At 68.0% G+C, this 16,336-nt stretch carries 15 protein-coding genes; 5 read left to right on the forward strand and 10 right to left on the reverse strand.

Annotation, left to right across the window (positions count from 1 at the left end):
* Window positions 1-15: 15 nt before the first annotated feature.
* From IMZ29_RS07635 to IMZ29_RS07680, 10 genes are all read right to left on the reverse strand, one after another.
* Window positions 16-1,149, reverse strand: a complete 1,134-nt coding sequence (locus IMZ29_RS07635) for an acyl-CoA dehydrogenase family protein (RefSeq protein ID WP_216182396.1) — start codon at window positions 1,147-1,149, stop codon at window positions 16-18.
* A gap of 7 nt (window positions 1,150-1,156) precedes the next feature.
* Window positions 1,157-2,341, reverse strand: coding sequence for an acyl-CoA dehydrogenase family protein (locus tag IMZ29_RS07640; protein ID WP_253206934.1), 1,185 nt, complete (start codon window positions 2,339-2,341; stop codon window positions 1,157-1,159).
* A 130-nt stretch (window positions 2,342-2,471) separates the two neighbouring features.
* Window positions 2,472-3,404, reverse strand: a complete 933-nt coding sequence (locus tag IMZ29_RS07645) for a branched-chain amino acid ABC transporter permease (protein ID WP_216182402.1) — start codon at window positions 3,402-3,404, stop codon at window positions 2,472-2,474.
* 9 nt (window positions 3,405-3,413) lie between these two features.
* Window positions 3,414-4,298: a branched-chain amino acid ABC transporter permease gene (locus IMZ29_RS07650; protein ID WP_253206935.1), complete on the reverse strand. Its 885-nt coding sequence runs from the start codon at window positions 4,296-4,298 to the stop codon at window positions 3,414-3,416.
* Between the two features lie 27 nt (window positions 4,299-4,325).
* Window positions 4,326-5,057, reverse strand: a complete 732-nt coding sequence (locus IMZ29_RS07655) for an ABC transporter ATP-binding protein (RefSeq protein ID WP_216182406.1) — start codon at window positions 5,055-5,057, stop codon at window positions 4,326-4,328.
* Window positions 5,050-5,805 carry an ABC transporter ATP-binding protein gene (locus IMZ29_RS07660; RefSeq protein WP_216182409.1) on the reverse strand — a complete coding sequence of 252 codons (756 nt, stop codon included), beginning with the start codon at window positions 5,803-5,805 and terminating at the stop codon, window positions 5,050-5,052. The genes IMZ29_RS07655 and IMZ29_RS07660 overlap by 8 nt, the downstream gene beginning before the upstream one ends.
* Before the next feature lie 80 nt (window positions 5,806-5,885).
* Window positions 5,886-6,659 (reverse strand): SDR family NAD(P)-dependent oxidoreductase, encoded by a 774-nt coding sequence (locus IMZ29_RS07665; protein WP_216182412.1) that lies wholly within the window; start codon window positions 6,657-6,659, stop codon window positions 5,886-5,888.
* Window positions 6,649-7,545, reverse strand: a complete 897-nt coding sequence (locus IMZ29_RS07670) for an SMP-30/gluconolactonase/LRE family protein (protein WP_216182415.1) — start codon at window positions 7,543-7,545, stop codon at window positions 6,649-6,651. The genes IMZ29_RS07665 and IMZ29_RS07670 overlap by 11 nt, the downstream gene beginning before the upstream one ends.
* Window positions 7,546-7,558: 13 nt before the next feature.
* On the reverse strand, window positions 7,559-8,809 hold the full coding sequence (locus tag IMZ29_RS07675; protein ID WP_216182418.1) for an ABC transporter substrate-binding protein: 1,251 nt from the start codon (window positions 8,807-8,809) through the stop codon (window positions 7,559-7,561).
* Window positions 8,810-8,880: 71 nt separating this feature from the next.
* Complete coding sequence (locus tag IMZ29_RS07680) at window positions 8,881-10,524, reverse strand: 3-(methylthio)propionyl-CoA ligase (protein WP_216182421.1); 1,644 nt, start codon at window positions 10,522-10,524, stop codon at window positions 8,881-8,883.
* A 263-nt stretch (window positions 10,525-10,787) separates the two neighbouring features.
* On the opposite strand from IMZ29_RS07680, the gene IMZ29_RS07685 reads away from it, so the two are divergent.
* The 5 genes from IMZ29_RS07685 to IMZ29_RS07705 all read left to right on the forward strand — a co-directional run bounded on the left by IMZ29_RS07685 (window position 10,788) and on the right by IMZ29_RS07705 (window position 16,209).
* On the forward strand, window positions 10,788-11,459 hold the full coding sequence (locus IMZ29_RS07685) for a TetR/AcrR family transcriptional regulator (RefSeq protein ID WP_216182424.1): 672 nt from the start codon (window positions 10,788-10,790) through the stop codon (window positions 11,457-11,459).
* Between the two features lie 68 nt (window positions 11,460-11,527).
* Window positions 11,528-12,379, forward strand: a complete 852-nt coding sequence (locus IMZ29_RS07690; protein ID WP_216182426.1) for an NAD-dependent protein deacetylase — start codon at window positions 11,528-11,530, stop codon at window positions 12,377-12,379.
* Between the two features lie 159 nt (window positions 12,380-12,538).
* Window positions 12,539-12,799, forward strand: coding sequence for a type B 50S ribosomal protein L31 (locus IMZ29_RS07695; protein ID WP_216182429.1), 261 nt, complete (start codon window positions 12,539-12,541; stop codon window positions 12,797-12,799).
* A gap of 174 nt (window positions 12,800-12,973) precedes the next feature.
* On the forward strand, window positions 12,974-14,680 hold the full coding sequence (locus IMZ29_RS07700; protein ID WP_216182464.1) for an ArnT family glycosyltransferase: 1,707 nt from the start codon (window positions 12,974-12,976) through the stop codon (window positions 14,678-14,680).
* 89 nt (window positions 14,681-14,769) lie between these two features.
* Entirely contained in the window at window positions 14,770-16,209 is a 1,440-nt protein-coding gene (locus tag IMZ29_RS07705) for an MATE family efflux transporter (RefSeq protein WP_216182466.1), read from the forward strand.
* The last annotated feature ends 127 nt before the right edge of the window (window positions 16,210-16,336 follow it).

Here is a 16,336-nt window from a genome sequence, read left to right on the forward strand (position 1 = left end):
CATGCAGGAATGGGGTTACTGCACCGGGTGCGCCGCAAAGCGCGCCAGGTGGAAGGCCGGATTGCCGTACGCCGCGTCGATACGACCCAGGCGCTTGAGGTAGTGACTGATGATGAGTTCGTCGCTGGTGCCGATGCCGCCATGCAGTTGCACGGCCTGGTGACCCACGTACATCGCGTTCCGGCCCACCTGCACCTTGGCCGCGGACACGGCGCGCGCACGCACGGGCGCGGGCTCGTCGATCTGGGCGGCTGCGGCATACACGATGGCGCGCGCCTCCTCGCAGGCGATCGCCATGTCCACCATGCGATGCTGCAAGGCCTGGAACACGCCGATCTTGCGACCGAACTGCTCGCGCGTCTTCAGGTAGGCGAGCGTGATGTCGCGCGCCTCGTCCATGGCCCCCAGCGCCTCGGCCATGCGCATCAGCGCGGCGCGATCGCGGGCTTCATCCAGCAGCGCGAGGCCACCGCCCACGGGGCCCAGGGCCTGGCTTTCCGATACGCGCACGCCCTGGAGCGTCACGCGGCTTGCGCGCAGATAATCCGCGCCGCGCCAGGTGTCGATGTGCACGCCATCGGCCTCGGCCGGCACGAGAAAGAGCGTGATGCCCTGGGCGTCGCCCGCGGCGCCCGCCGTGCGGGCGGACACGATGAGATGACCGGCCGTATCGGCGTCCGGCACATGGGACTTCTCGCCCGACAGGACGAAGCCATCGCCGCTGGGCGACGCCGTCGTGCGCACGTGGGCCGGATCGAAGCGGGCGTCGGCCTCCTCGCTGGCGACCGCCACGCGCGCCGCGCCGGTGGCGATGCGCTCGCACAGGCCGCGCGCTTCGGCAGAGCCCGCCCGGGCCAGCACCGAGGCGGCGAGCACGCAGGTCGAGACGTAGGGCTCGAGCGCCAGGCAACGGCCCAGCTCCTCCATCAGCACCATCACGTCCTTGGCCGTGCCGCCCATGCCGCCCACGTCCTCGGGCAGGCCGAGCGCGAGCCAGCCCATGTCGGCCATGTGCTGCCAGTGGCGCGGGTCGAAGCCCTGGTCGGCCTGGGCCTGGCGGCGCCACGTCTCGAAGCCGTAGTGATCGCGGGCGAAGCGCGCGACGCTGTCGCGCAACATCTGCTGTTCGGAGGTCAACGTGAAGATCATGGGATTCCTACAGGCCGAGCGCGCGCCGGCCGATGATGTTGCGCTGGATCTCGTTGGAGCCGCCGTAGATGGTGGTGACGCGCCCGTGCAGATAGGCGAGCATCGGGCCGGCCGTCTCGAACGTGTCGTCCTCGCCGGGGCCCTGGCCAGGCCGGGCAAAACGCTCGGCATCGCTGCCTAGCGCCTCCACCCAGAGTTCGGTCATGGTCTGCAGGAGCTCGGACCAGCGGATCTTCATCATGGAGCCGCGCGGGCCGGAGTCCAGGCCCTCCTGGATCTCCTCGAGCGTGCGCAGGCCCATGGCCTCCAGCGTGAGGATCTCGATCTCCAGCTGCGCGATGCGCGCCTGAAACACCGGCTCGTCGAGCAGCGGGCCCGTGGGCGTGGCCACCTGGGCCGCGGCTTCGCGCACGTAGGCGAGCTGACGCAGCAGACGGGGGCCGTAGCTGATGGTGATGGCGCGCTCGCGATCGAGCAGCACCTTACCGTAGCTCCAGCCCTTGCCCTCCTCGCCCACCAGGTTCTCCACCGGCACGTGCACATCGTCGAGGAACACCTCGTTCACGTGGTGCTGCTCATCCAGCGTGCGGATCGGCTGCACGCGGATGCCGGGCGTCTTCATGTCCACGAGCAGCAGCGAAATGCCCGACTGCTTGCTGCCGCCGGATTCCGTGCGCACCAGGCAGAACATCATCGAGGCGTGCTGCGCATAGCTGGTCCAGAGCTTCTGGCCATTGACCACGTAGTGATCGCCCACGCGTTCGGCACGGGTGCGCAATGACGCGAGATCGGAGCCGGCGCCCGGTTCCGAGTAGCCCTGGCACCACCAGTCCTCGCCCGAGAGAATGCGTGGCAGGAGCCGCGACTTCAGGGCCTCGGAGCCGAAGGCGTAAATGATGGGCCCGATGAGCTCGAGCCCCTGGTGGAACTGGGGCGGGCCGTCGCAGGCGGCGACTTCGCGGTCGAACAGATAGATCTGGCGATGCGACCACCCGGTGCCACCGGCCTCGCGCGGCCAGGTCGGCGCGCCCCAGCCCTTCGCGTGCAGGGCGGCCTGCCAGTACAGCCAGTCTGCCGGCGTGGGACGCATCCCGGCGCGCACGCGTGCCGTGATGGACGGCGTCAAGGTCTGCGCGCAGAAGGCGCGGACCTCTTCGCAGAACGCAGCCTCTTCAGGAGTCAACTTCAACATGACGGTGGGGTTCCTTGCGATGCGCGGCCAGGCAGCTCGCGCTTCCATGGCTGAATCTTACCTGCCGGCCGGTTAATAAAAATATCGGTACTAACCCGGGTGCCTCATGAAATGAAGGCATGGCTGGGATTCACGACGTGCGTTCCCGGTCACGCCACCACCAGGCGATCTGACCGACGATGCCGCGGCGGCACAGCATCACGAAGAGAATGAAGACGGCGCCCTGGATCACGAGCACCCACTCGGCCATCCACGCCATGGCGTTGTGCATGGAGACGATCATGAGCGCCCCCGCGAGCGGACCGAGCATCGTCTGCAGGCCGCCCACGATCACCATGAGGACAGCCTCGCCCGAGGTGTGCCACATCACGTCCTGCAGGGTGGCGATCTGGAACACGAGCACCTTGGTGGCGCCTGCCACACCCGCGAGCGCGCCCGAGAGCATGAAGGCCAGGTGCTTGTAGGCCCGCACGGGATAGCCCAGGGATTCCACCCGCTGCTCGTTGTCGCGGATCGCCTTCAACACCTGCCCGAAGGGCGAATGCACGATCCGATAGACGAGGAAGATGCCCAGACCGGTGATGGCGAGCACCACGTAGTAGAGGGTCATGTTGCCGGACAGATCGAGCCAGCCCAGGAGCGTGCCGCGCGGGATGTCCTGTATCCCGTTCTCGCCGCCGGTGGCTGGCACCCGAAGGCACACGAAGTACACGAGCTGCGCGAAGGCGAGCGTGATCATCGAGAAGTAGATGCCATGCCGACGGATGGCGAGCAGCCCGACGAAGCCCGCCAGGAGGCCGGCCACGACGCCCCCCGCAAGAATCGCGAGGAGCGGATCCCAATGCCACACCTTGATCGTGTAGCCCGCGACGTAGGCTGCGCCGCCGAAGAACATGGCGTGGCCGAACGACAGGAGACCGACGTAGCCCACGAGCAGGTTCAGCGCCGACGCCAGCAAGGCGAAGCACAGCACCTTCATGAGGAAGACGGGGTAGAAGAAGAACGGCGCGGCTGCGCACACGGCCAGCAGCACGAGCCCGATCAGCAGAGGACGTTTGGACATGCGGCGCTCCTAGCGTGCCTTGCCGAAGAGCCCGTTGGGGCGTACGGCCAGCGTCAGAATCATGATGAGAAAGACGACGATGCCGGCGCCCTCGGGATAGAACACGTTGCTCACGGCTTCGACCACGCCCAGCCCGAAGCCCGTGACGATGGCGCCCAGGATGGAGCCCATCCCGCCGATCACCACGACGGCGAAGACCACGATCACCAGGCTCGATCCCATGAGCGGGCTCACCTGGTAGACGGGCGCGGCCATGACGCCGGCAAAGCCCGCGAGCCCCACGCCCAGCCCGTAGGTGAGCATCATCATGCGCGGCACGTTCAGACCGAAGGCGCGCACGAGATCCGGGTTCTCGTTGGCCGCGCGCAGGTAGGCGCCGAGCCGCGTGCGCTCGATCACGAACCAGGTGGCCAGACACACGATGATGGAAGCGGCGATCACCCATAGCCGGTAGTACGGCAGGAAGACGATGCCCAGGCGCATGCCACCCGGCAGCGGATTGGCGTAGGCGTTGCCGCTCGTGCCGAACTGGATGCGGAAAAGCCCTTCGATCACGAGCGCGAGCCCGAAGGTCATGAGCAGCGCATAGAGGTAGTCCACGCGATACAGCCGGCGCAGCATCAGCTTCTCGAGCGCGATGCCCAGGGCGGCCACCACGACCGGTGCGATGATGAGCGCCGCCCAGTAGTTCACGCCCAGGTACTCGAGCAGGGCCCAGGCGCAGTAGGCGCCCAGCATGTAGAAGGCGCCGTGGGCGAAATTGACGACGTGCAGCATGCCGAAGATGATCGCCAGGCCCAGACTCATGAGGGCGTAGAACGAGCCATTGATGAGGCCAAGAAAGATCTGGCCCAGCAACATCTGCGGCGAGACGTCCGCGAAGAACGCTGCCATGGGGTTTCTCCTTTGGGGTGACTCGGTCTAGATGCCGAGGTGTCGTTCGATGCTCGCCGGATCGGCGGCCACTTCCTCGCGGCTCACGGCGGCGCACACACGGCCTTCCTCGATCACATAGAAGCGATCCGCGAGGTTGGCGGCGAAGCGGAAGTTCTGCTCCACCAGGAGCACCGTGTAGCCCTGCGACTTCAGCATTGCGATGACGCTGCCGATGCGCTTGACGATGACCGGGGCGAGCCCTTCGGTGGGCTCATCGAGCAGCAGCGTGCGCGCACCCGTGCGCAGGATGCGGGCAATCGCCAGCATCTGCTGCTCGCCGCCGGAGAGTCGCGTACCCTGGCTGCGACGGCGGCTCTCCAGGTTCGGAAAGAGCCGGTAGATCTCGTCCACGGTCATGCCGCCCGGGAACAGCACGGGTGGCAGCATCAGGTTCTCCTCCACCGACAGGCTCGAGAAGATGCCGCGCTCTTCGGGGCAATACGCCATGCCCAGCCGCGCGATCGCCTCGGGTGGACGGCCCACGGTCTCGGTGCCGTCGAACGTCACGCTGCCCGTGCGCTCGACCAGACCCATGAGCGAACGCATGATCGTGGTCTTGCCTGCGCCGTTGCGCCCCGTGAGGCAGACGAGCTCGCCGCGGTGCACCTCGATGTCCACGCCATGCAGCGCCTGGGTATCGCCGTAGCGCGCCGTCAGGCCGCGCACCGCGATCACGGGCGTGGCGCTCGCCGTCGGTGTGTGCAGGGATTCAGTCATTCGTGCCTCCCACGTAGGCTTCGATCACCCGCGGATCGGCCGCGACCTCGGCATAGCTGCCCTCGGCGAGCGTCTCGCCCGCGCGCAATACCGTGACGCGATCGCACAGCTGGGCGATCACCCGCATGTTGTGCTCGACCATGAGCACGGTGCGGCCCTCGGCCGCGCGGCGGATGAGCGCCATCACCGGATCGATGTCCTCATGGCCCAGGCCCGCCATGGGCTCGTCGAGCAGGATCATGTCCGGCGCAAGCGCAAGCGTCGTCGCGAGCTCCAGGGCGCGACGCCTTCCATACGGAAGCGAGCCCGCGAGCCGGTTCGCGTCGGCTGCGAGACCGACGTCGGCCAGCAACGCCCGGGCCGGTTCGTCCAGCCGGGCGAGCCGGCGCTCGGAGAGCCAGAACTTCGTGGACAGGCCGGTCGCGCGCTGCAGTGCAACGCGCACGTTCTCGAGCACGGACATGCCGGAGAACACCGAGGAAATCTGGAATGAGCGCACGAGGCCCGCGTCCGCGACGCGTGCGGCGCTGGTGTTGGTGATGTCGCGGCCGTTGTAGACAATGCGCCCGGACGTGGGATTGAGAAACCGCGTGAGCAGGTTGAAGCACGTGGTCTTGCCTGCGCCGTTCGGGCCGATCAGCGCGTGGATGTCGTGGCGGCGCACGTCCAGGTTCACGCCGCTGACGGCCGTGAACCCGGCAAAGGTCTTGGTCAGGCCCTGGGCCTGGAGAATGTAGTCTTGACTCACAGAATGCGTCTCCTGGGGCCCGCGCCCCGGCACGCCGCCGGCGCATGCGCGACGGGGCGGCCGGCGTGCGGCGTGGCCCGCTAGCTGAAGGCGTGCGTGATGCCGCCGTCCACGGACAGCACTTCGCCCGTGACGAAGTCCGCATCCGCAGACGCGAGGAACGCCGCCGCGCCGGCGATATCCTGGACGCGCCCCAGGCGCCGCAGGGGCGTGCGCTCGATGCGGCCCTGCATCTTGGTCTCGTCCACGTTGACGGCGACCCCCGGGGTCGGCACCGATCCGGGGGCAATCGCGTTCACGCGGATGCCTTGCGGGCCGAGCTCTGCCGAGGCCGAGCGCGTGAGTCCCATGACGCCGGCCTTGACGCCGCAATACACGAGGGCGCCAGGCATGGCGAGATAGCCCGCAACGGACGCGATGTTGATGATCGAGCCACCGCCCGCGCGCACCATGGCGGGCGCGGCGGCCTGCATGCCCCACACGATCGAGGAAAAGCCGGTGGCAAGCATGCGGTCCAGGGCTTCCTGCGTGATCGATTCGAGCGGGCCATAGCGCACCCAGATCGCGTTGTTCACGAGGATGTCGAAGCGGCCGTAGTCCGCTTCCAGCGCGGCCACCGCATCGACGAGCGACTGGCGCTCGGCGACGTTGCCGGCAAAGGCACGCGCGCGGCCACCCGCCTGGACGATGGTGTCGACCGTGTCCTCGGCGAGTTCCGCTTTCAGATCGAGCACGCCGACAGCGGCACCTTCACGCGCCAGACGCAACGCGATTTCCCGGCCGATGCCGCGCGCAGCGCCGGTGACCAGCGCGACCTTGCCCGCCAGGCGGGGTTCCAGAATGCTATTGGGCATGGCGCCCCTCCTCGAGACCACGCACGCCCAGGCCGTGCACGGCGAACACACTGCCACTGTAGGGATGGTCGTCCACCACCAGATTGCCGGAGTTGCGGATGGACGTGACGTAAAGAATGTCCAGTTCGGGCCCGCCAAAGCACGGGCACGACACATGGGTCACCGGGAACAGGACTTCACCAACAGCCTTGCCCGAGGGATCGAAGCGCATGACGCGGCCGGCCTGCACCAACGCCACCCACAGATGACCTTGCGCATCGACGGTGGCGCCATCAGGCACCGAGCCGAACGGCGCGGTGTCGATGAGCACGTCGCGTTGGCCGATGCGCCCGCTGGCAGAGTCGTAGTCATAGGCGTAGACCGCGTGCGCCAGGCTGTCGCTGTAATAGAGGCGATCGCCCGCGGGGCTGAAGCACAGGCTGTTGGAGATGGCGATGTCGCCATCGAGCAGCGCGGCGCGGCCACTCGCATCAAGCCGGTACAGTCCGGCCTCGCGGCTGGCGTGCCCCACCACCATGGATCCGGCGAGAAAGCGGCCGCCGCGATCGCAGCGCCCGTCGTTGAAGCGCATGGCCGATGCAGGATGCGTGACCTCGGCGAGCAGGCGAACCTCACCGGAGGCGAGATCCAGCTGGTGAAAGCCGTCTTCCAGGGCCAGCACTACGCTCTTGCCGTCGGCAAGCGCGATCGAGCCCACGTCCGACGGCACGGACCAGCGCTTGAACTCGCCCGTGGCCGGCACCAGGCGCTTGACCTCACGGCCCTTGCTGTCGACCCAGTAGAGCGCCTGCTCGCGGCTGTCCCACAAGGGGCATTCGCCGAGCTGGTCGATGCCCACGGGCAGCACACTGATGCCGTGATGGGGATAGCGGATGATCTCAGTCATGGCGAGGTCCGCGTCACTTGCCGGCGGTGATGAAGCCGCAGCCGCCCTCGGCCAGCGGGCGCCAGACGCTTTCGGCCGGCAGAGTGCCGCGCACGTTGTAGATGTCGTAACGGCTCTTCGATTCCGCCGGCGACTTCACCTGCACGAGCTGCATCGGGCGCATGGCCTGGCCGTCCTCGCGGATGTGCACGTCCTTCATCGAGAAATCGTTGATCGGGGTGGCTTTCATCTGGGCCATCACCGTCGGGCCTTCATCCGTGCCCGCGGCCTGCACGGCCTTCAAGTAGTGCATGACGGCGCTATAGCTGCCGGCCTGTTGGTAGGTGGGTGCACGCCCGCCGTTCTGCTTCATGAAGCGCTCGGACCATTCACGCGAGGGCTCGTCCTTGTTCCAGTATTGCGGATCGGCGAACTGCATGCCCTGGGTGGCCTCCAAGCCGACGCCCAGCACCATGTTGGGCGTCACGCCGAACCCAGTCAGCACGCGATTGCCGTCGTTCAGGCCATATTCGGCGGCCTGCTTGACGGCGTTGATGAAGTCCGGCCCGGCATTGGCGAAGACGACCACGTCCGCGCCGCTCGCCTGTGCCCGCATGAGGTGCGACGAGTAATCCGTGGCACCCAGCGGGTGCTTGATCGCGCCCACCACCTTGCCGCCCGCCGCTTCGATGAAGCGAGTGGCGTCCTCCTGCATCTGCGTGCCGAAGCCGTAGTCCACCGTGATGAAGAACCAGGTCTTCTTGCCCTGCTCCGACAACGCCTTCACCGCCGCCTTGGGCAGCGAGTAAGTGTCGTAGACGAACTGGATCGACATCGGTGAGCAGGCCTTGCCGGTCAGATCGGCCGTGCCCGAGCCAGAGATCAGATAGGGCTTCTGCTTGTCGCGCATGAGGCCGGACACCGCGATCGCGAGCGGCGAAATGGAGCCCCCCAGGATGGCGTCCACCTTCTCGACGTCCATCCAGCGCCGGGCAATGGCCATGCCCACGTCCGGCTTGTTCTGGTCGTCGGCCACGATGAGGTCGATCTTCTTGCCATTGACCGTGCCGCCGAAATCCTCGATGGCCATGCGCGCGGCGATGACCGCACCGTTGCCGAGTTCGGTCGAGAAGTAGCCGGACTGATCGTTCAGCACCCCGATGCGCACGACGTCATCGGAAATGCCTTGGGCCAAGGCGGTGGTGCCAAGACTGGCGGCACCTGCGATGGCTGCGCCCAGGCGTACGGCGGCCCCCAGCACGCGGCCGGATCTTTGTTGGTACATGGTTGTCTCCTCCGACGTATCGCGTCGGTTATCGGGGTCAGGAAGCAGGTGGGGCAAGGTGCCCCGGAATCTCAGGCGGTATCGGTGGGCAGCTGATGGGCCCGGTAGGTCTCGCGCAGTCGCACCTTTTGCAGCTTGCCGGTGGCGGTGTGCGGCAGGGCATCCACGGCGATGATCTCGTCCGGCAGCCACCACTTGGCCACCCGCTCGGCCAGGAAGGCGTGCAGTGCGGGCGCATCAAGCACGGCGCCCGGCTTGAGCACCACCAGCATCAGCGGGCGCTCCTGCCACTTGCGGTGCGCCACGCCGATGACAGCGGCTTCACGCACGTCAGGATGGCCGACCGCGGCGTTCTCGAGGTCGATGGAGGAGATCCACTCCCCGCCCGACTTGATGACGTCCTTGGAGCGGTCCGTGATCTGCACGTAGCCATCCGGATCGATGGTGGCCACGTCGCCCGTGGCGAACCAGCCATCGGCATCGAGCGCCGAGGCGTCGGCGCCGTAGTAGCGCTCCACCACCCAGGGCCCGCGCACCTTCAGGTCGCCAAAGGCCACGCCGTCGTGCGGCAGGGATTCCCCGGATTCGCCGACGATCTTCAGGCCGACGCCGTAGATCGCTCGCCCCTGCTTGCTCTGCAGCGCATGGCGTTCAGCCTCGGGCAGCCCGGCGTGCTGACGCAGCGGCATGCCGATGGTGGCGAGCGGGCTGGTCTCCGTCATGCCCCAGGCGTGGATGACGTAGGCACCGAGTTCGCGATCGAAGCGCTCGATCAGGGCACGCGGCGCGGCCGAGCCGCCGATCACGACACGGGCAAGCGCGAGCTCGGCCAGATCGAGCGTGGCGCGCTGCCGATCGATGTAGTCGAAGAAGCCCAGCCAGACGGTGGGCACGCCGAGCGAGAAGTTGCAGCCCTCGTCGCGCATCAGGCGATACAGGCTCTCGCCATCCAGGCGCGGCCCAGGCAGCACCATCTTCGCGCCGCACAGGGCGGCCGCATACGGGATACCCCAGGCGTTCACGTGAAAAAGCGGCACGGCGACGAACACCGAATCCCGCGCCGACAGGGAAAGCCCGTCGGCCGCGCAGGCGGTCCAGGCATGCAGCACGGTGGAGCGGTGGCTGTAGAGCACGCCCTTCGGATTGCCCGTGGTGCCCGAGGTATAGCAAAGCGAGGATGCGGTGTTCTCGTCGAAGACGGGCCAGGTGTACTCGGGCGACGCGGCCGCCAGCAGCTCCTCGTAGCAGAGCAGATTCGGGACATCCAGCGCCGGCATGTGGGCGCGATCCGTCATGGCCACGAAGCCGCGCACGCCCGTGAGCCGCGGCGCGAGCTCGCGGATCAGGTCGGTGAAGCTCAGGTCGAAGAAAACGTACTGATCCTCGGCATGATTGACGATGTACTCGATCTGCTCCGGAAACAACCGCGGATTGACCGTGTGCAGCACCGCGCCCATGCCGGAGACGCCGAAGTAGAGCTCTGCATGACGGTGGGTGTTCCAGGCGAGCGTGCCGACACGGTCCCCCGGCCCCACGCCAAGCTGGGTGAGGGCATTGGCCAGCCGGCGTGCACGATCGGCGATCTCGGCCCAGGTGCTGCGGTGAACATCGCCTTCGACCCGGCTGGACACGACTTCGGTCCGACCATGGAATTGCGCGGCATGCTCGATCAGCGTCGAGATCAGCAGCGGCTGTTGTTGCATGAGGCCCAGCATCGTTTGTCTCCTCGTCTTGCCCCGATGACGATGGCCTTGTCCTGGGCATCGTCCTCCAGCCTGGTCGGTCCATAAATAACCTGCCGGCCGGTAAGTTAGGCGATACTAGATCAATCGTTCTCGCGTGGCAATACAGCGCGCGGCGCGACGATGCCGGGGTTTCTCCCAATGGCGCGGCACTGCGCTTGCTGCCCTGCCGGCCGGCTTGTAACCGACCCGCCATCGTGGCGATAATGCTCCGTTACCTTTTGGCGTCTCACGACATGACAACCCGTCCTGCCAGCCCCCGACCGCGCGCGGCCGCCAGCACTGCTGCGCTCGCCCCGGCTGCCCGCAAGCAGACGCGCGAGAGCGCCAGCACCCGCGAAGCGCAGCTCCTCGATATCGCCTGTCGCCTCTTCGGCCAGAAGGGTTACGACCGCACCTCCCTGCGTGACATCGCCGAAGTGGCGGGCATCACGAAGGCGGCTTTGTACTACCATTTCCCGGACAAGGAAGCCCTCTACGATCGCGTGGTGATCGAATCGCTGCAGCGCCTGAATGCCTTCGTGAGTGAGCGCACCGCGCTGGGCACGACGCCTATCGGCCGTATCCGGGCGTATTTCCAGGCGACAGCCGAGCACCTGGACAACCACCGGTATGAGTGGATGGCAGGCTCCAATGCGTTCTGGGCCGAGACGGGCGCCCATCGCGAGCAGGCCCTGGCCCTGCGCGACCAGTTCGAGAAGATCCTGCGCCAGTGCGTGATCGACGGCATCGAGAGCGGCGAGATTCGCGCCGTCGATCCCTCGCTCGCCGGCAAGTTCCTGCTCTCCTCGTTCGGCGTCATTGCGCGCTGGCACTCGCCCAAGGGGCGCCTGAGCGTTCAGGACGTCATGCAGCACTTCGTGGATTACGCGCTCAACGGTCTTGCGGCCGAGCCGGGCAAGGCCTGATCGCCGAGGGCACGGGCGGGCCGGGCGGATCCCGCTACACTGAGTCTTTCCCTGCTCCGTTCACGCTCGTGCCCGCCAACGCCGTTACCGACCTGGTCGATCTCGTTCGCGCCCACCCTCGCCTCTTCGTCCTGACCGGGGCCGGCTGCAGCACGGACTCGGGCATCCCGGACTATCGGGACAATGCCGGCGCCTGGAAGCGCAAGCCGCCGGTGGACCACCGTGACTTCATCGCCGATGCGGCCGTGCGCCGCCGGTATTGGGCGCGCAGCCTGATCGGCTGGCAGCACTTCGGGCGGGCCAGCGCCAATGCCGCGCACCATGCCCTGGCCCAGCTCGAGGCCCGGGGTCACATCACGTGCCTGGTCACCCAGAACGTGGACGGCTTGCACCAGGCTGCGGGCAGTCGTGCCGTCATCGACCTGCACGGCCGGATCGACCGGGTGATGTGTCTCGGCTGTGGCGTGCGGCTGCCGCGCGCCGATTTCCAGGCGGAGCTCGGAAGGCGCAACCCCGCCTGGCTCGCCCTGCGGGCGCAGGCGGCGCCGGATGGCGATGCCGACCTGGAAGCCGACTTCGACGACTTTGACGTGCCGCCCTGCGCACGGTGCGGCGGCATCCTCAAGCCGGACGTGGTGTTCTTCGGCGACACAGTGCCGATGGACGTCGTCCGCACCGCCATGGATGCGCTGGCCGCATCGGACGCCGTGCTCGTCGCGGGCTCCTCGCTCATGGTCTATTCCGGTCTGCGCTTCGTGCGGGCGGCAGCGGCGCTTGGCAAACCGGTTGCCTGCGTGAATCTTGGCCGCACCCGCGCCGATGAGCTCTTCGCCTGCAAGGTCGAAGGGCCATGCGGTGGGGTCTTGCCTGAACTGAGCCGCGCACTTTCCGCTTGCACTCAGGCTGAGTTGCAGCCATAATAGCTAGTTACCTTTGGTACGCCTGCCTTGTCTGTTGGCGGGAAAGCGTCCGTTTTTGCCCGGCTCACGGGCCAAGGCGCATGCGGTCTCAGGCAGTCTTGCCCTTTACTTACAGTACGTCAGTCGCCACAGCGGCTAGAGCTACGTCAAGGATTCGCCATGAAAGAAGGCATTCACCCCAACTACCGCGACGTCTACTTCCTCGACGTCCAGACCGGCAACAAGTTCGTGACCCGTTCCACGGTCCAGACCCGTGACACGATCGATGTGGACGGCAAGACGTTCCCGCTCTTCAAGTGCGACGTGACGTCCGAATCGCACCCGTTCTACACGGGCGCCCAGACCCGCATCGTCGAAACCGGCCGCGTCGAGAAGTTCCGCGCCCGCTTCGCGCGCACGACGGGCACCGTCGCCAAGTAAATCGGCCCGGCAGCCATGCGCTGCCTCGCGCCCGTTTACCCGAAAGGCAGCCTCGCGCTGCCTTTTTTTATCGCCGAGCGTCGGGGCGTGGCAAGCGCGTCGTTGTTCCATAATGCCGGACGGGGCTGACCGCCTCGCGGCCCCACCACCCGAGTCGACTCGCCTGTGTCCGTCATCTCCCCCTCCCCTCGTGCCACGCCAGCCCGACTGACAGCCCCTGCCGCTGCCAAGCTGTCGCGGCCGGTGCTGCTGGGGGTGTGCTTCATCTACATCATCTTCGGCCTGTTCCCCCGCGACCCCTGGAAGACGGATGACGTCATCGGGCTCGCGCAGATGTGGAGCGCCGTCTATCTGCAGGGCGAGGCATGGTTGCTGCCGCAGGTGGCAGGCGTCACCTCCGCCTCGAACGGTCCGCTCTCCATGTGGGTGGGTGCGGGCAGCATGCTGGTCTTCGGGCCCTGGATCGGCGACATCGCCGCCGGGCGCCTGCCCAACCTGCTGTGGTTCGCGCTGACGTCGAGCTCGCTCTGGTACGGCACCTATCTGCTGGGCCGACGCGCCGAGGCGCAGCCGCTCGCACTGCCTTTCGGGGGCCAGCCCAACTCGGCCGACTACGGCCGGATGCTGGCCGATGCCGCGCTGCTGCTGCTCATCGCCACCCTGGGGCTCGCCTGGCGCAGCCACGAGACCTCGATCATCCCCGCGGTCGTGGCGATGCAGGCGCTCGCCTTCTACTCGGTGGCGCGCATGCTCGACCGCCCGTGGACGGGCGCCGCCACGCTGGGCCTGGCGCTCGCCGGCGCCTTTCTCACGCGCGGCGGCGCAAGCCTCATCCCGATTCTCATCGCGCTGCCGTTCGCGCTGCCCGCCACCGGGCGCCGTGGCCTGCGTGCTGCCGCGCTGCTCGCGCTGCCGTTGGCCATCGTTCCCAGCGTGTGGTGGTGGAGCGTGGCGGCGGACACGAGCGCCTACTGGATGGCAGGCTGGCGCGCCTGGCACGCGGATTTCTTCGGCCTCGTCACGTTCACTGGCCTCACGAGTGCGCTGCGCAATGCCCCCTGGTTCCTGTGGCCGCTCTGGCCGCTGGCCCTGCTGGCCGTCTGGCGCTGGCGCGGCTGGTGGCGTGCGCCGCACCTGCGCATGCCGCTTGCCTTCGCGGGCGGCGCGCTCGCCATGCTGCTCATCGTAGGGCACCCGGGCGAGCCCGAGCTCCTCGGCCTGATCATTCCGGGCGCCACCCTGAGCGCGCTCGCCCTGCCTACCTTGCGCCGTGGCCAGGTGAACGCGCTCGACTGGTTCGCCGTCATGGCGTTCTCGGTGGCCGCCTTTCTCGTCTGGTTCGGCTGGACGACGGCGCTCTCGGGCTGGCCGCGCCAGATCGCCGCCAACATCGAGCGCCAGACACCCGGCTTCGCGCATGAGATCGTGTGGCTCGCCCTGCTCGCCGCGCTCATCGCCACCGCTGCCTGGATCGTGCTGCTGACCTGGCGCCTGCGCACCTTGCCGGTCGCGCTCTGGCGCGGCTCCATGCTGTCGGCGGGCGGCGTCCTGGTCGCCTGGGTGCTGCTCAACACGCTCTGGCTGCCCCACATCGACTACGCCCGCAGCTATCGCCCCGTGGCGGAGCACATCAACCGCGTCCTGGCCGAGCAGCCGCCGCAGGATTGCGTGCGCACGAGCGGGCTCAACCTGCCGCAGCGCGCCTCGTTCGCCGTGCTCGAAGGCCTGGTGTTCAGCTTCGACAGCAGCTGCCCCCTGGTCTTGCAACAGACTACCCAGGACATCGTCGACCCGGCGCCGCCCGGCTACCAGATCCTGTGGCAGGGTGCCCGCCCGTCCGACCGGCAAGAGTTCTATCGGCTGATGCGGGTGCGGCCGTGACCGCGCCTGGCGAGCGTCCGGCCGGCCGGGCGGCATCGCTCGCCCCGTCGGCGGACGCGGCAGAGACGCCGTCGCAGGCGGCGGCGTCCATGGCCCGCGCAGGCTCGACGGCAGCCGTACCGGCCCTGGCCGGCCAGCCCTTCGGAGCCATCCTGCGCCGCCTGGTCGGCCAGGCCTGGCCCATTCTGATCGGCCAGTGGGCCGGCATCGCCTTTGGCGTGCTCGACACGAGCATGACGGGTCACGCCTCGCCCACCGATCTCGCCGCGATGGCCCTGGCCGTGTCCATCAACATCACCGTGTTCGTCGGGCTGATGGGCGTGGTGCATGCCCTCATCCCCATCCTGGCGGGTCACTTCGGCGCCGGCCGGCTGCATGCCGTGGGCGAGAGCTGGGGCCAGGGTGTGTGGCTGGCCCTGGGGCTTTCCGCCGTGGGTGCCATGGCCCTGCTGTTCCCCGGGCCTTGGCTGAGCCTGTCGGGCAACATCGACCCGGACGTGCGCGCCCGCGTCGAGGCCTACCTCATCGCGCTCGCGTGCGGTCTGCCCGCCGCGCTCGTCTTTCGCAGCATGTATGCGCTGGGCGCAGCCATCTCGCGGCCCAAGGTGATGACCACCATCGCGTTGGTAGGCGTGGGCTTCAAGGCCTTCTTCAACTGGCTGCTGATCTATGGTCAGTTCGGCCTGCCCGCCCTGGGCGCGGTGGGTGCCGGCATCGCCACGGCGCTGGTGTTCTGGATCAGCGTGGGCATCGGGCTCGTCGTGCTGCGGCGCGACCCGGTCTTCTCCACCCTGGGCCTGCGCATCGGCCGTCCGCGCTGGGCTGACCAGCGCGAGTTGCTGCGCCTGGGCCTGCCGATGGGCGGCTCCTACCTCATCGAGGTCATGGCCTTCACATTCATGGCGCTGCTGGTGGCCCGCGAAGGCATTGCCGTCACGGGCGCCCACCAGATCACTGCCAATCTGGCCGCCCTGTGCTACATGGCGCCGATGGCCGTGGGCATCGCTGCCTCCTCGCAGGCTGCGCAGGCACTGGGCGCGCGCGATGCCTTCCTTGCCCGGCGCATGGGTCAGGCAGGGCTCGCGCTCACGAGCCTGGAAGTGCTGCTGACACTCACGATCCTGATCCTGGCCGGGCCCTGGATCCTGTCGTTCTACACGAACAGTGCCCAGGTGAAGGCCATCGCCCTGCCGCTGCTGGCCGTGCTGCCGCTCTTTCATCTGGCCGACGCCTTTCACGCGCAGACGATCTATCAACTGCGCGCCTACCGGATTGCCTTCGTGCCCATGTGCGTGCAGGCGTTCGCCCTGAGCGGCGTCGGGCTCATGGGCGGCTGGTTTCTCGCTTACGGGCCGGGGGCAGGCGCGCTCGCGCCTCTGACGAGCTGGCTGGCACCCGGCGTGCCGGTGGGCACGGTCACGTTGTGGCTGATGGCGACTGCGGGCATGCTGACGTCGCTGGCGCTCTTGCAGCCGCTGTATTGGCGCGCCGTCGGGCGGGCGCAGCGGGGGATCGGGCTGGGGGACTGAGGGAAACCGCGGTTCTGAACACGCCCTCGGCGCGCCCGGGCGGGCCGAGGGCTGCAATCTGCGAGGCCCCGAGGCCAGGCGAACTCGACGCGTCGCAGCGCCGCTGGCGCGGCGGTCGGGGGCGGGG

The organism is Verticiella alkaliphila, assembly GCF_018904615.1.
Taxonomy (GTDB): Bacteria; Pseudomonadota; Gammaproteobacteria; order Burkholderiales; family Burkholderiaceae_B; genus Verticiella; species Verticiella alkaliphila.